Genomic DNA, 15999 nt, shown 5'->3' with positions numbered 1-15999 from the left:
TTCACCATTCATTCTTCACTAACCATATGTTTGCACATGGTAGTTGTTGATGTTATATCACAATATTTTTCTATTGTCAACTGGAAATCTATTGTTCTTCTTCTTCTTTTATGCTACTATGAAGATTGAACGAAAATTGACTTCTAAAGTTTGGAAAAAGAGAGGATATGAAACTATGAAAATTGGTCGCAATGACCCTTGTTGGTGTAAAAGCGGTAAAAAATACAAACAATGCCACGAAAGTTCTGATGAAAAATTGGCTATGATGAAAAAACATGGTGCTGAAGTGCCTGCCAAAAAACTCATCAAAACACCTGCCCAATTGGAAGGAATTCGCAAAGCTGGCGTTGTGAATACAGCAGCCTTGGATTTGGTTGCAGAAAAAATTTGTGCGGGTATGTCCACAGAAGATATCAATGTTTTGGTACACAATTTCATCATTGACAATGGTGGTATTCCTGCATGTTTGGACTATTGCGGATTCCCAAAAAGTATTTGTACTTCTGTCAACAATGTGATTTGTCACGGGATTCCAGATGCAAATGAAATTTTAAAAGATGGAGATATCATCAATGTGGATATCACAACCATTTTGGATGGATACTATGCAGATGCATCTCGTATGTTCTGTATTGGCGAAATCAGCGAAGAAGCAAAGAAATTGGTTGCTGTTACAAAAGAAGCTGTGGACTTGTCCTTGAAAGAAGTGAAAGCATGGGCTAGACTTGGGGATATTGGTGAAGTCATTTCCAAACATGTCTATGCAAATGGATATACGGTTTTGCGTGACATTGGTGGTCATGGTGTTGGAAACGATTTCCACGAAGATCCTTATGTTTGTCACATTGGCACACGTGGTACTGGTATGGTGTTGATGCCTGGTATGGTATTCACCATCGAACCAATGGTCAATATGGGCAAAGAAGCTTTCTTCCAAGACGCCAAAAATGGTTGGACGATTTACACCAAAGATGGTTCTTTGTCTGCACAATGGGAATATACCATTGCTGTGACAGAAGATGGTTATGAAATTTTGACACACTAATCAATTGATATTGGAGAAGATTATGGGAAAATCAAATTCGTTATTTATTCGTTATTCATCTTTGCATGGTTTTTACTGGATGTCCTATAGTTGCACCTCCAGTTTTGCTGCTGTTTTTTTGATGGATCATACATTTTCCAGTAGTGAAGTCGGTTTGTTGTTGGCTGCTTCTGCATTGTTGTCTGTTTTCTTGCAGCCCTTTATTGCTGGCATTGCCGATAGAAGCCAAATATTTACACTAAAACGTACCACACTCTTGTTATGTGCGTTACCAATCATACCTTGTCTGTTGCTTTCCTTTGTGGCACTTCCCAAAGTTTTGATTGCAGCTTTATATACATTTGTGATTATGTTGAGTCTTTCCATGCAACCACTTCTCAATGCTTTGGGGATGCAGTTGTTGCAAAATGGAGTACAATTCAACTATGGTATGGCTAGAGCAACTGGTTCTATGACCTATGCTCTGTTGACCTTTTTCCTTGGGTTCATAACAGTGCGATTTTCAACAAGCTCTTTGACCAGCATTGCCTTCTTGCTCTATGCATGTATGTTTTTGGTGTTGTTCACCATGCCTGAAATGAGCAGCTTCCGTGTCAATGCTGGGCGTTCTGATGGCAATTTAAAAGTATTGAAAAAAAATCCTGATTTCCTTTGGTTGATTCTAGGACTTTCCTTGATTTTCATTACCCATAGTACTATTTTCAATTATATGATTCATATTTTGAACCACATTGGAGAAGGTCAAGAAGCTATGGGGCAATTGATGGCTTTTAGTGCCATGATTGAGGTTCCTGCCATGTTATATGCAGGTCATTTGTTGAAAAAAGTAGAGTGTCGTAAATTATTGCGATTCAGTATGTCTATGTTTTTGGTAAAAGTAATTCTCACTGCTATGGCGCCAAATTTATTGTTGATGTATGGTGCTTGTTCTTTGCAAGCTATTGGATTCGCTCCATATACACCTGCAATTGTGTATTATGTTTCTACCATATTAAACAAAGAAGACCAAATAAAAGGTCAAGCACTTGTTACTGTAGGCGTTACCATCGGCAATACTTTGGGTAGTTTGTTTAGCGGATTCCTCATTGATTGGAAAGGTATCACCTTTGCACTGATGGTTGCTTCTGTTCTTTGTGCCATTGGTCTTGTGTTCTTCTTCTATGGTACAAAACGCAAATTGGAACCAGTCGCAGCTTGCATATAATAAAATAAAACCGTATACAATCAACATTATATTGACTGTATACGGTTTTTTATTACACATTGAATCCCATTATACGAAAAGATATACTACATATATCCCTACAAATATTATTGCCATTGATAAAAGGAGGCTCATATATGCCAACATCTACTACAGCTAAGTTACCAAAACCAAAATCAGATAATGAATTTGAATATATTGCAAATGATTTTCTATGTACATATTTTAAAAAATCGTTTACACTTTATGGTCGAAAAGGTCAATCTCAAGAAGGACTTGATGCGTATTGTAAGGATAAAAATTCCTACATACTTGCACAATATAAAAATTATACAGATCATAAAACTTGCCTTCAAAAAATAAAACAGGATATAAAAAAAATGCATAGTCAAGAAACTCTAACTCCTTTTGACACAATCTATATCGTTACTTCTTTAGATAGGGATACACGTATGCAAAATGCAATAAACAACTACGAAGATACTGAAATATTTTTTTGGGATGATATAGAAAAAACTCTATTGGATTCAAAGAAACTTATGAAAAAGTATTATTCCGAGTTTCTGGTAAGCGATAGTTTTTCAAGTACAGACAGTGAATTGCATGATATCAAAAAAATAATAAATAAGATAGAAAAAGTAAAAGAAATCTTAACAAGCTTTGAAAAAAACGATACACATTGGTATGACTATAGATATGCAGATTCTATTTTAAATAAGTGTGAAAAAATATATAACACCCTAAAAGAAATAAATGATATTTATTTAGAGAATATCGCTGATTGGAACAAGTTGACAATAGCAGCTCATATCAAAACCATATGTGAAATAGTTGATGATAAAGAGTTCCAATTCGAAAGCTATTCTTTTGAAAATGATGGTATATTACTATCGAACTACAAAGACTGGGTATTTAATAAACATATTTCTGTCACCATAACGACTTTACTTATAGATCTCCAGACTCTACAAAGGAAAAAACTGGTGATACCGAAAATTGCCTTCTGAGAAAAATTGATATCTAAGTGTTTCCAAGTTAAAGTATTCAAAACATAACAGTAAAAGCCGATGCAACAAAAGCTCCATCGGCTTAATTATATATATCCAATCTTTGAATAAAATACAAAACCCAAACCCATCTCTACATTGAAACAGGTTTGGATTATGTGAGTTTGATGCGGATAACAAGACTTGAACTTGCACCGAGTTACCTCGACTAGAATCTGAATCTAGCGCGTCTGCCAATTCCGCCATACCCGCAAAACAATTGCAAAGTTATCATAAAACATTCTTACACAATTGTCAAGATATCATTTCTTATGCACCCATGTGTTTTTTACCCAAAACAACTGTTTTCATCAAGCGACATAGGATACACAACAAACAAACATTCACAGGGTATAACAACACCATTTTGATGATTCTTGGGATGGTAAACAATGCTGTACCATACAAGATATTGAGCCAAATGGGTGTCAAAACAATGGTAGAAAGGAAGTTCTCCACCAAAACTGCCAATGCAATGCGTTTCCATGTGATTTCTTTTTTGTATAGGAACAAACCATAAATCACACCCATCAAAATTTTATTGAGTGTAAATCCCGGGAAGAATGGTCCTGTTGGTCTAATGATAAATTCAATGATATCACCAACACCACCTACAATGCCACCAACAACAGGTCCATACATCATACCTGCCATTGCCACAGCCAGGAAAGAAAAGGAAATTTCCATAAGATTGCTGATTGCAATACGGAAAAAGTCCAAAATCACATCCAAAGTAGTCATCAATGCTGCTCCTGTCAAAGAACGTATATCTTTTATTTCCTCTTTTACTTCTGTCCAGTACGTTTTCATGATGGTTTCCTTTCGGTTTCTATTTCTAAGTTCATAACGAGATGGGAAATCCCGCCCCTACAATGTATATTGTCTATTCGGGGTATTTCGGTCGATTCGTGAATCGCCCCTACAAGTGCTTATCCGTTTTGATTGGTTCGGTCAACCCGTTCCATTCCTTTGATTGCTTTTTAGCGTCGCAGACTTAAATCCGCAGACAGGATTGACTCCTGTCGAGGACAAAAGCGATTTCTAGGTGCTTCAAAGAAGCACTTGCACGAGGAAATCGTCTTTTTCACCACTGTCTACAACTCGAAATCCTGATTTCGAGTTAACGTGTCAACAATTCTGCTCCACGAATGACATGTTCTGCAAGCATAGTTGTGGTTACAGAACCAACACCACCAGGTACAGGTGTGATGAATTCACATTTTGGTTCTGCTGATGCAAAGTCCACATCTCCAGTCATATTGCCTTCTTCATCCACATTGATACCAACATCCACAACAACAGCACCTTCTTTTAAGTGCTCACCTGTGAGCAAACCACTTCTGCCAACTGCCACAACAATGACATCTGCATTTTGACATTCTGCTGCCAAATCTTTGGTTCTGGTGTGACACACAGTTACAGTTGCATTTCGGTTCAACGCTAGGAATACAAAAGGTTTGCCTACAACCAAGCTTCTACCCACAACTACAACTCGTTTGCCTGTCAAATCAATGCCCATATGGTCAATCATTGCCAAAGCCGCTTCTGCTGTACAAGGTGCAAAGCCTGTTTTGTCTCCAACCATTACTTTATACAAGTTTGCTGGACAAATACCATCTGCATCCTTCAAAGGGTTGATGCATTCCAATACAGGTGTTTCATCCAAGTGTTTTGGAAGTGGTCTAAAGAGCAAAATGCCATGTACCAATGGGTTGTCATTGACTTCTGCCACTGCCACTTCAAAATCTTCTTGGGAAATGGTTTCTTCCAATTGCAAACAAGAAACTTTCATGCCAAGTGTTTCCATTTTTTTGATTGCCATACGTTCATAAGCAAGGTCTTCTTCCTTTGCACCCACACGAATGATGGTTGCTTGTGGTTCAATTCCTCTATCTTTCAGGGCAGCAATTCTAGGTTCCATTTCTGCCATCATTTTCTTTGCAACTTCAATTCCTTTGATTATTGACATCTCAAGTCCTCCTCAACCGCTTCATAAATGGATTCTGCCATTTTCTTTGCAACCAATTTGCGTTCATCTGTAATGGAGTCACATCTCACAGCATAAACTCTATCTTTCATAAATTTTGTATTGGCATATACATTCATAGCAGCACCATAGACACAGGCTTTCAAGCACTCTGCACCGACACCCACATCACTGATTGCCATACGTGTACCTTTTTGGCACATTTCTTCCATCAATTCCAAAGCCAAAAGTCCCTTTGCCATCAAATCCATTGGCACAGCACATGCAACACGCAAACCTGCTTCCATCACTTCTGCTTTGTGTGCTTTTTCTTCTTCTGTGGTTGCTGGCAAACCATATGCTTTGGAAAGTGGTTCAAATGCTTCTGCATCTTTTTGTACAAAGGATTGCATTTCTTGGAGCAACACTGCAAATTCTTGCAACATACGTTGGATATCTTCTTCCACATCTGCATATTTCTTTTTGCCTGTGGTCAAATTTCCAACCATCATACCAAGGGCAACCCCTTGTGCTCCTACAAGAGCTGCTGCACCGCCACCACCAGGAACTGCTGCTGATGAAGAAAGTTTTTCTAAAAATTCTTTGCTGGATAAATTCAACATATTCATACCACCTTTTGGTTTCGGGTGCCCACACAGGGACACCCCTACAAGTATTTTGATATCATTCATACATATTAAATTTTATTGTACCGCTATTTCAAAAGGATGACAAGGGATTTGGTCAAATGATGTGAGATTTTGTTGGTTTGTAGGTATTTATGATGGTTTGTGGTTGTTTATGACGGCAGGAGCAAGCCCCTGCCCTACAGTCACATCATTTTCATTCCACCACACCAAAGATTCTTCGTCGCTTTACGGGCGCACACACAGGTACGCCCCTACAGTTGAGTGGTAGGATGAAACACTCCTCTGAATGACAGCACTGGTTGTGTCATCCTGAGCTTGTCGAAGGATCTTGGTTTTCAGCCATTCACCATTCACCTTTAGTCATTAGTCGCTCTTCAGCCATGACAAAAAGGAGGGTTTCCCCTCCTCTAGTTGTATTTTTAGAACAATCCTTCTACTTTACCATTGCCATCTACATCAATTTTTTCTGCTGCTGGTGTTGGTGGTAAACCTGGCATTGTCATAATGGCACCTGTCAATGCTACCACAAATCCAGCACCTGCTGATACTTTCACAGTGTGTACATTGACTTTGAAGCCTTCTGGTCTACCCAATTTTGTCATATCATCTGAGAAAGAGTATGGTGTTTTTGCCATACAAACAGGCATATTGCCAAAACCCAATTCTTCCAATTGTTTCATTTGGTTTTCTGCTGCTACAGTGAAATTCACACCAGCACCACCATAAATTTTTGTGACAACTGCATTGATTTTATCTTTGATGGACATATCGTCTGGATAGATGAAACGGAAGTTGTTTTCTGCTGTTTCCACCAAACGCACCACTTCACGAGCCAAATCAGCGCCACCTTTACCACCATTGCCCCAAACATCAGACAAAGCAACATTGACACCAAGTTCTTTGCAACGTTCTTCGATGAGTGCCAATTCTTCTGGTGTATCTGTTGCAAATTTATTGATTGCCACAACCGCTGGCAAACCAAAGCCTTCTGTAATGTTTTCAATATGTTTCAAGAGATTTGGCAAACCTTTTTCAAGTGCATCCAAATCTGTTTTGCCAAGTTGATCTTTTGCAAGTCCACCATGCATTTTCAAAGCTTTTACCGTTGCCACAATGACAACAGCAGATGGTGTTAAATCTGCTTTTCTACATTTGATGTTGAGGAACTTTTCAGCACCAAGATCAGCACCAAAACCAGCTTCTGTCACTACATAATCTGCCAATTTCATAGCAGTTTTGGTTGCCATTACACTATTGCAACCATGTGCAATGTTGGCAAATGGACCACCATGAATAAATGCTGGATTGTGTTCCAAAGTTTGCACCAAATTTGGATTGATTGCATCTTTGAGGAGTGCTGTCATAGCACCTTCTGCTTTGAGCATTGCTGCTGTAACAGGTTTGTTGTCGTATGTATATCCCACTACGATTTTGGCAATACGAGCTTTCAAATCTGTAATGCTATTTGCCAAACAAAGAATCGCCATGATTTCAGATGCAACAGTGATATCAAAGCCATCTTCACGTGGCACACCATTGAACTTTCCACCCAAACCAGATGTAATGTTACGCAACTGGCGATCGTTCATATCCATCACACGTTTCCATGTGATTCTACAGACATCAATACCCAATTCGTTGCCTTGGAAAATATGATTGTCAAGCATTGCCGCAAGCAAGTTATGTGCTGCACTGATGGCATGGAAATCACCTGTAAAATGCAAGTTGATATCTTCCATTGGTACCACTTGTGCATAGCCACCGCCTGCTGCTCCACCTTTGACCCCAAACACAGGACCCAAAGAAGGTTCACGTAGTGCCACAATTGTGTTTTTTCCAATATAGTTCATGGCATCTGCCAGACCCACGGATGTTGTTGTTTTTCCTTCTCCAGCTGGTGTTGGATTGATGGCTGTCACCAAAATCAATTTGGCACGATCTGGCAAATGTGCAACCACTTTATTGTAGTCAATTTTTGCCTTATACTTGCCATAAAACTCCAAATCATCTCTGGTCAAACCAACTTTTTCTGCAATCACTTCCACTGGTAATAGTTCCGTGCTTTGCGCAATTTCAATATCTGACTTAAATCCACTCACTACAAAATTCCTCCATTCATTCAAAAGACTTCCCTCTACGCTAAGAGGAAGCACAACTGATGATAGTTACAAGTTCTATTGTTACATTATTACATTGCTAAATACCTATATGTATATTCGCATCCAAACCATAAAATCCAGTTGCAACCACATGGGTTAGACCTACATTTCCTATGGTTTTTGTTGCATAACATCAATATTTAGTATAGTAAAATAATACTATACACTATATATAGTTTGCAAGAGATTTTTCATCAGAACGCAACCTTTTCCAAAAGATTGGTATTTCTTCCAAATTTCTCAGTAAATTGTATCCTTTTATTTGCAATCTGCCCATTTGTGTTCGTGTAACTCCCCTTCTTTCAACATCCCTAGGAAACCTTGTTGACGCAACACTTCATATGCCACAATGGCAACTGCATTGGAAAGATTCAAACTACGCACTTCACCCAGCATAGGAATACGAATGGTTCCTTCTTGGTATGCCATCAAAATTTCTTCTGGAATGCCACGACTTTCTTTTCCAAACATAATATAATCGTCTGGTTGATATTCCACATCTGAATAAACATGTTGTGCTTTTGTGGAAGCAAGCCACAAGCGAATGTTTTGGTTCTTTGCCAAGAAATCCTCAAAATTATCGTAATAACGTATGTCCAAATATTGCCAATAATCAAGACCCGCTCTACGCACATGTTTTTCATCTGTAGAAAAACCCAATGGTTTGATCATATGGAGTACAGAATTTGTAACTGCACAAGTTCTTGCAATGTTTCCTGCATTTTGTGGAATTTCCGGCTCTAAAAGTACAATGTTCATATGGTTCCTCACTTTCCTTTGGTGTTGTTTTATTTATTTTGAAATTGTAGCATATTCAATGGCGACTAGGCAAGTACATCCAGCAAACGTAAGAAAAATGTTGTATTTACGCCATTTTCTACGATACCACTTGACGAAATCACTTTTTTATATTATTATTAAATAAAAACAATTATTAGTTAGGAGTGTTGCTTATGCAAGAAACAGCACAAATTCTACGTGAAAAAGGTCTAAAAGTGACTCCACAACGTATCGCTGTCTACAACATGCTTTTGAATACAAAAGAACATCCCAATGCGGAAACCATATACAAAGCATTACAACCCACAAACCCAACCATGAGTCTTGCCACTGTGTACAAAACCTTGGATTATTTCAAGCAATTACATTTGGTGCAAGAGTTGAATGTTGGGGAACCAAGTTCTCGTTATGATGCCATTGTATGTTGTCACCCACACACCGTTTGCTCTTGTTGCGGTAAAGTGGAAGATCTTTTTGTAGAAGGTATGACAGAAATCCATAAGAAAGTGGAAGAAGAATTCCATTTCCACGTGGATTCTGAACAATTGATTTTGTATGGAACATGTGCAAGATGTCAATAATTTTTCATCAAAAAACCAAAGTGCTTTGGCTCATCCATTGTACTTTGGTTTTTTATTGCCGTTTTACAGACGAACAGAGGTCGTCCCTACAAAATGACACAAAAGGGAGGGCATGGAAACCCTCCCCTACGGAGCAAACAATGAAATCCATCTGTCATTCCGAATGAAATGAGGAATCTTTTGTTGTAGTGGTTCATTGCAAAATGGGAAACCCAACCCCTACAAATTCCAGAATCATACTATTTCGCTTAAATTTTATGTTGTTGCCATTTGGTGCCACGGTAGCGAAGCACAAAGAACAATGCACGTACAAACCAATCAATGAACATTGCAATCCAAATACCAATGAGTCCCATATCCAACCACACACCAAGGATGTAGCTGAAACCAATGCGAAATACCCACATAGAGAAAATAGATGCATACATGCAATATTTCACATCATTTGCAGAACGCAATGTATTGGGCAATGAGAAGCTTTCTGGCCAATATAAGAACACCAAAACACCATGGAGCCATGTAATGGTATAGGTCAATCTTGTGGCTTCTTCTGACAGTTGATATGCTTCCAAAATCAAAGGCAATGCCACTAAAATTGCTGCCGAGAAGATAAACAACAGCACATGAATCAATTTCATAATTTTTCTGGTGTAATATCTTGCCATTTCATAATCGCCAGCACCTACACAACGTGATGATACTGCAATCAACGCCAAACCAACAGCAGTTCCTGGAATAGACTGGAAAGTTGCTGTGATATTTGTGACTGCATTTGCTGCAATGGAAGCAGTACCAAAAGGTGCAATCATCGCCAAAACCATAATTTTACCCATTTGGAACATACTGCTTTCCAAACCACTGGGAATACCAATATGTGCTATTTTTCGTATCATATGCCCATTGGGTTTCCAAACAAATTTCTTGGACATATGCAACAACAAATCTTGTTTACGTAACAAAACCACTACACCAATACAAGCCACAACTCGAGACACCAAAGTTGCAATTGCAGCACCTTTGACACCCATACCATAACCAAAAATCAAAAGTGCATTTCCACCTACATTGATGGCATTCATCAACAAAGAAAGATACATGCTGACTTTGGAATTCCCCATACTACGAAAGACAGCAGAACAACCATTGTACACTGCCAAGAATGGTATGGATGCAGTGCCAATGAGCAAATACACCTTTGCACTTTCCATAACATCATCTGCAATGTTGCCAAACACATTATGCAAAATCAAATCACTACATAGATAGATACAAAGTGTGATGATGATGGATAAGGCACCTGTAAACAACACCAATTGGTCTGTGGCTTCACAGGCTTTTTTATTTTCTCGTTTGCCCAAATATTGACCTGCTACAACAGCACCACCAGTTGCCAAGGACCCAAATAGGAATATCAATAAAATGAAGATATTATCCACCAAAGAAACACCAGAAACTGCATGTTCTCCAACACTTGCCACCATGATGGAATCACACATACCTACAAAAATTGCTAGGGTTTGTTCAATAATCAAAGGTACAATCAATCGTCTCAAATCACGACCAGAGAAGTATAGCCTACCTTGTGATTTTGCAATTTCATCTGTCATTTTTACATTTCCTACTGCTACTGCTGCCATTTTACACCTCTAACCAATTCACTCTATATGTCATATTACTTTTCAATATCAATATTTCTACGGGCGTACACATAGGTACACCCCTACATTTTGAACAGGGATTATAACCCAATTTCAAATCAATCACAACACCAATGTAATGCCACAATACACCAACAACAATGCCATAACGCCATTTAAAACTGTTCTATGTTTTTGGAAAAATCCTTGGAATGCAGATCCAAACAACACCCAACATCCACAACAAAGGATGACCACCACAAAGTTAAATGCCAATACCATCAAAAATGCGCCAACGCTTTGGTCATATGGAAACACAAAGGAAGAAATCAATGTCATCCCAAATAAAATGGCTTTTGGGTTTACAAATTGCAACACAATTGCTGTGAAGAAAGAGGTTTCATCCATTGTGATTTTATGCTTTTTCTTTGCCTTTGGTTTGTCTCGAAACACCACCCATGCCAAATAAAAAATATAGGCAACACCCAAATAGGTAACCACCTGTACAATGGATGGAATATAGGCATACAAAAATAAATTGCACAAAATGCTCAACACCAACACACCAGAAAACCCTACACTGACACCCACGCAAAAGGGCATACTCTTTTTGACACCATGTTTGGCTCCATTAGCCATACACATCATATTGTTGGGTCCAGGTGTGATACAAGATACAAAAACGTATGTTACAAATGCCACAATTGGAAACATATTCCCTCCAGATTCTTAGTTGATCACATTCTCATTTTTTGCCATTTATTGTGTTATTCAAAGTATATTACTCCTATCCATATCATTTTGCAACCATATTTTTGAAAACTGGCGTAATGTATATTTTTCTGTTGCATTATGGTTTTTTTCTGTCAAAATGATTTTGATTTGCCCCATATAAAAAAGAGACAAGATGCGAAATCCTGTCTCCTCATAATTATATTAAATTCTTATTTTTTGGGTGCTTTGGAAATTTTGTAAACACCAAGTGTAATCATTGGAATTACATATACAAAGAAGAAGCCCCAAGAAATGGTACCGTAACCTTTTGCAATCAAACCTGTCAAACCGAATTGGGAAATACCAACACCAAGAACAAGCAAAACCACTGCACAAATCAATGTTGTGTTTTTTGGAACTGCTTTACCAGCTGTTTTGTAAGCAACTTCCCAACGGTCTGATACCGCAAAGATGAAACCAGAACCTGTTTCAATCAATGTACCGAACAATACGATTTGGAAGATGTATTGCAACCAAGGTGCATTGAGTTGAGACAACATGTAGTTCACTGGAAGACCTTCGGAAAGTACTTCTGGAGAGAAACCAACCATTGCAACATAAAGCAAAACAGCAGGAATGATACCGATGATACCAGCAAGAATACCAGATGTGATTGCTTGTTTTCTTGTTTTACAATGACGTACTGTGTACAAAACTGCAGGAACAATACCCAAGTTATAGAACGCATAGGAGAAACCATTTTTTACCCAACCAGGTTCCACTGTACCAGTTGCAAAGTTACCGGAAATTTGACCACCAATTTTTACAAATGCAAAAATGAGGAACAAGATATATACGCCATACAACAAGAAGGACCAGTAGGAAAGTACTTTTTCAATCAATGCAGAACCGTTCATTACCAATGCAAAGATACCAGCTGCCATGAGCAAAATACCAATCCAACGATTGAGACCGAACAATTCCAAAACAATGTCGCCAGCAGAAGCGGTTACAACTGCAAGTACAATCAAAAGCAATACCAAGTAACAGATTTCATACAAAACCCAACCTGGTCCCAACAATTTTTTGGTCAAACTTTTGTAGTCATAAGTTTCAAATGTACGTGTGAATTCAAATGTAATTGCACAAAGGATAGACCATGTTACAAGAGAAATCAAACACATGGACATCAAACCACCAACAGAACCTGAACTGCCAAAGAATTGTACAATTTCAGCACCAGTTCCGTAACCACCAGCGATTACAACGGATTGGAATACGATACCAGGAATCAAGATACTTTTCAACCAATTTGTTTTTGACATTTTTAAAACCCCCTAATTTTTAAACTTACCAACCTTTACTATTTTCCAAAACACTATCTGGAATTTCGCCATTTACAAGCTCTGCAAAGACTTCACGCCAAATGGAAATGGATTTTGCAATTTCTTCTTCTGAAATGATGAGTGGTGGTTGGATACGCAACACGTTTCCACCCAAGGTAATCATAATCATACCTTTTTCGTAGCATCTATAGCTGATTTTTGCAGCTGCAGTGCTATCCCCTTCACCAGTTTCTTTGTTGATGATGTCTACCCCAATGGAAAGACCATAGCCACGGATTTCGCCAACAATTCCGTATGTATCTTTCATTTCTTGGAAGAATGCTTTGAGCATTTCACCTTTTTGGTCTACTTCACCAAAGAAATTGTCTTCTTGCATAAATTTGAATTGTGCAAGCCCTGCTGTACAAGCAAGTGCATTTCCACCCAATGTAAACAAATGAGCTGGAGCTGGCAATGCATCAATGATTTCTGATTTTGCCATAAATGCACCCAATGTGAATCCAGCACCAATGGATTTGCCCATAATGATACCATCTGGCACAATGCCATAATGTTCAATGGAGAACCATTTGCCTGTTCTACCAAATGCTTGTTGCACTTCTTCTGCAATGAACAAAATACCATGTTCTTGACAAAGATCATACAAGCCTTGGATGAATTCTGGATGTGCTGGCACAATGCCACTATCCCCTTGCACAGGTTCAATGACCATACAAGCCACTTCATCTGCTGGTAGATAGGTTGCAAATGCGTCCAACATTGGTTTGAGAGCTGCTTTGGGATCATCATTTGGTCCACAGAATGGGAATGGATAAATTTCAGATAGCAATGGTCCCATATGACGACTCATTCTTGTGGTCACAGTGGACATAGACATGGAGCCATATGTACTACCGTGATACCCTTGGTGGAACACAATGACTTTGGATCGTCTTGTGTACGCTCTGGAAAACTTCACTGCTGCATCGTTGGCATCTGACCCACAGTTCCCAAAACAAATCTTTGCTGGCACACCACCTGGATAAACACCAGTTAATGCTTCTGCATAGGCAATTGTTTCTGGATTGTAGGTATAAGCAACAGTGTATTGTGTGTAACGTTCCAACTGTTCTTGTACAGCGGAAATGACACGTTCGTGCAAAGACCCCAAATTGAGGGAAGAAGCACTGGATAAGAAGTCAATGAATTGATTTCCATCCACATCTGTAATGGTTGCCCCCTTTACAGATTGCACCACAAGCGGGAAATAACTTAGGTGTGAAGCTGGCGCAATAACTTTTTCGTCACGCACAACATAGGCATTACATTTTTCTAGTTGCAAATAATTTCCCTCCTTACAATATAATAAAAATAAAGACCTATTAAGTTTAACACATACATGCTTTACCGTAAATTAGTAATATGACGAAAAATACCAGAAAATGCATGAAAATACATACAAAATTGCAAAATCCATTCTTTTTGTTCATGTTTTTCTTCGTTATTTTATGTTTCTCTTCTATTTGAAGCGGTTTTTTTGTAACAATTGTCTTTCTTCCCCCTTCATTTTTACCTTGAAGAAACAAAGTTTTATGATATTTTTATACATCTTATTTGCATTTTGTCCTTCAGTAGAGTATACTTTTGTTAGAAATACATTTATGTAAGATATCTATATATTTAAGGAGGATTATACCTTGCACTATAAAATAAGAACTCATTTAGAAAATTTTGTTCCTGTCAGTTATTCCAGTGTACCTGAATGCATTGCCAACATTCCAAAAGAAGAACTCATTGATTGTTCCTATGGTACCAATCCTTTTGGATATTCCCAAAACATAGCAAGCTATTTGGATGATTTGCAATCTGATGACTTCTTTGCACTCATCAATGGCTATCCAGATACCACATATACAAGCATAAAAGAGAAAATCAGCCAATACTTTGCATCTGCTTCTGAAATCAGTCCAAGTTCCATACGCTTGGGTACTGGTTCTGTTGGTTTATTGGAAAAAGTGACAAAACTCATAATCGATTCCGATTCCCATGTTTTGGGATTCGTTCCACAATTTACAGAATTTTCAACTTGTGTGGAAAGTTTTGGCGGTGTTTATGACTATGTGACTTTACGCCCTGAAAACAACTATGCTTTTTCTGCAAATGATTTGATTACTGCTATGAAACCAGAACATAGATTGGTATATATCGACAACCCTTCCAACCCAACAGGTCAGTTGATTCCCTTGTCTGCAATTGCACAAGTTTGCCAAGCTGCCAAAGACCTTGGACTTTTGGTTTTGGTGGATGAAGCCTATGGTGATTTTGTAGATTTGGATTGTTCTGCTGCTGCTTTGTTCCATACATATGACAATCTTTTGGTGACTCGTTCTTTCTCCAAAGGTTTGGGTATTGCTGGTTTGCGTGTAGGGTATCTTTTCGGTCATGATGATTTTTTACAAGAATACGATAAAATCGACTTGCCATTTTCTGTGACTGCTTTGGCTGTAAAGGTATGTGAACAAGCATTGGAGGACAAAGACTTCATTGTACATGCTAGAGAAGAAATCAAAGCAAATAAAACCGCTTTCATAAACCAAATGACAAAAACAAGCGTTTGGACTACCACCAATGATGTACCTATTTTCACTTGGATGCACCCCAATCCAGATGTGAATTTCTTTGAACTGTTGGCAGAACATAAGGTGTTTACAGAGCCTGCTTCTGGCTTCCATGAAATGCCACAAAACACAGTGCGTTTGCGTATTCCAAAGGATATCACACCACTGCTTTCTATTTTGAAAGAGATTGAAAAAGAATTGTAAGCATAAACGTAGAAAGACCCTCCATGTTGATTATGGAAGGTCTTTTTTGTATGTATTTGTGGGCACCCAT

General features: G+C 38.4%; 14 protein-coding genes and 1 tRNA gene. 5 read left to right on the top strand and 10 right to left on the bottom strand.

Features of this window, described 5'->3' with window-relative positions; all coding sequences use genetic code 11:
* Window positions 1-175 precede the first annotated feature (175 nt).
* The 3 genes from map (at window position 176) to MJY40_RS02205 (ending at window position 3256) form a co-directional block, all read left to right on the top strand.
* Window positions 176-1045: a type I methionyl aminopeptidase gene (map, locus tag MJY40_RS02215; RefSeq protein ID WP_317856393.1), complete on the top strand. Its 870-nt coding sequence runs from the start codon at window positions 176-178 to the stop codon at window positions 1043-1045.
* Window positions 1046-1067: 22 nt separating this feature from the next.
* On the top strand, window positions 1068-2249 hold the full coding sequence (locus MJY40_RS02210) for an MFS transporter (RefSeq protein ID WP_317855453.1): 1182 nt from the start codon (window positions 1068-1070) through the stop codon (window positions 2247-2249).
* A gap of 137 nt (window positions 2250-2386) precedes the next feature.
* Window positions 2387-3256, top strand: coding sequence for a hypothetical protein (locus MJY40_RS02205; RefSeq protein ID WP_317855452.1), 870 nt, complete (start codon window positions 2387-2389; stop codon window positions 3254-3256).
* Between the two features lie 168 nt (window positions 3257-3424).
* Here the strand turns inward: MJY40_RS02205 and MJY40_RS02200 are convergent.
* The 6 genes from MJY40_RS02200 to MJY40_RS02175 all read right to left on the bottom strand — a co-directional run bounded on the left by MJY40_RS02200 (window position 3425) and on the right by MJY40_RS02175 (window position 8829).
* A tRNA-Leu gene (locus tag MJY40_RS02200) sits at window positions 3425-3508 on the bottom strand.
* A gap of 57 nt (window positions 3509-3565) precedes the next feature.
* On the bottom strand, window positions 3566-4105 hold the full coding sequence (locus tag MJY40_RS02195) for a folate family ECF transporter S component (RefSeq protein ID WP_317855451.1): 540 nt from the start codon (window positions 4103-4105) through the stop codon (window positions 3566-3568).
* A 310-nt stretch (window positions 4106-4415) separates the two neighbouring features.
* The gene (locus MJY40_RS02190; protein ID WP_317855450.1) at window positions 4416-5264 is read right to left on the bottom strand and encodes a bifunctional 5,10-methylenetetrahydrofolate dehydrogenase/5,10-methenyltetrahydrofolate cyclohydrolase; all 849 of its coding nucleotides are present in this window, start codon (window positions 5262-5264) and stop codon (window positions 4416-4418) included.
* A complete protein-coding gene (locus MJY40_RS02185; protein WP_317855449.1) occupies window positions 5255-5884 on the bottom strand; it encodes a cyclodeaminase/cyclohydrolase family protein in 630 nt (209 codons plus the stop codon). The genes MJY40_RS02190 and MJY40_RS02185 overlap by 10 nt, the downstream gene beginning before the upstream one ends.
* Window positions 5885-6330: 446 nt before the next feature.
* Window positions 6331-8010 (bottom strand): formate--tetrahydrofolate ligase, encoded by a 1680-nt coding sequence (locus MJY40_RS02180; protein ID WP_317855448.1) that lies wholly within the window; start codon window positions 8008-8010, stop codon window positions 6331-6333.
* Window positions 8011-8328: 318 nt separating this feature from the next.
* A complete protein-coding gene (locus MJY40_RS02175; RefSeq protein ID WP_317855447.1) occupies window positions 8329-8829 on the bottom strand; it encodes a tRNA (cytidine(34)-2'-O)-methyltransferase in 501 nt (166 codons plus the stop codon).
* A 194-nt stretch (window positions 8830-9023) separates the two neighbouring features.
* On the opposite strand from MJY40_RS02175, the gene MJY40_RS02170 reads away from it, so the two are divergent.
* The gene (locus tag MJY40_RS02170) at window positions 9024-9431 is read left to right on the top strand and encodes a Fur family transcriptional regulator (RefSeq protein ID WP_317855446.1); all 408 of its coding nucleotides are present in this window, start codon (window positions 9024-9026) and stop codon (window positions 9429-9431) included.
* Between the two features lie 248 nt (window positions 9432-9679).
* Here the strand turns inward: MJY40_RS02170 and MJY40_RS02165 are convergent, their stop codons facing one another.
* The 4 genes from MJY40_RS02165 to MJY40_RS02150 all read right to left on the bottom strand — a co-directional run bounded on the left by MJY40_RS02165 (window position 9680) and on the right by MJY40_RS02150 (window position 14449).
* Window positions 9680-11038 carry an MATE family efflux transporter gene (locus MJY40_RS02165; RefSeq protein ID WP_416387495.1) on the bottom strand — a complete coding sequence of 453 codons (1359 nt, stop codon included), beginning with the start codon at window positions 11036-11038 and terminating at the stop codon, window positions 9680-9682.
* A gap of 153 nt (window positions 11039-11191) precedes the next feature.
* Window positions 11192-11782 (bottom strand): LysE family translocator, encoded by a 591-nt coding sequence (locus MJY40_RS02160; RefSeq protein ID WP_317855444.1) that lies wholly within the window; start codon window positions 11780-11782, stop codon window positions 11192-11194.
* 230 nt (window positions 11783-12012) lie between these two features.
* On the bottom strand, window positions 12013-13107 hold the full coding sequence (locus tag MJY40_RS02155; RefSeq protein WP_317855443.1) for a YkvI family membrane protein: 1095 nt from the start codon (window positions 13105-13107) through the stop codon (window positions 12013-12015).
* Window positions 13108-13132: 25 nt separating this feature from the next.
* Window positions 13133-14449, bottom strand: a complete 1317-nt coding sequence (locus tag MJY40_RS02150) for an aminotransferase class III-fold pyridoxal phosphate-dependent enzyme (protein ID WP_317855442.1) — start codon at window positions 14447-14449, stop codon at window positions 13133-13135.
* 355 nt (window positions 14450-14804) lie between these two features.
* On the opposite strand from MJY40_RS02150, the gene MJY40_RS02145 reads away from it, so the two are divergent.
* On the top strand, window positions 14805-15929 hold the full coding sequence (locus tag MJY40_RS02145) for a pyridoxal phosphate-dependent aminotransferase (protein WP_317855441.1): 1125 nt from the start codon (window positions 14805-14807) through the stop codon (window positions 15927-15929).
* The last annotated feature ends 70 nt before the right edge of the window (window positions 15930-15999 follow it).

The sequence above is a fragment of the Chakrabartyella piscis genome (genome assembly GCA_030067835.1).
GTDB lineage: Bacteria > Bacillota > Clostridia > Lachnospirales > Anaerotignaceae > Chakrabartyella > Chakrabartyella piscis.
Note: the sequence above shows the minus strand (reverse complement) of the source record. Positions and strands in the feature narration are given on the sequence as shown.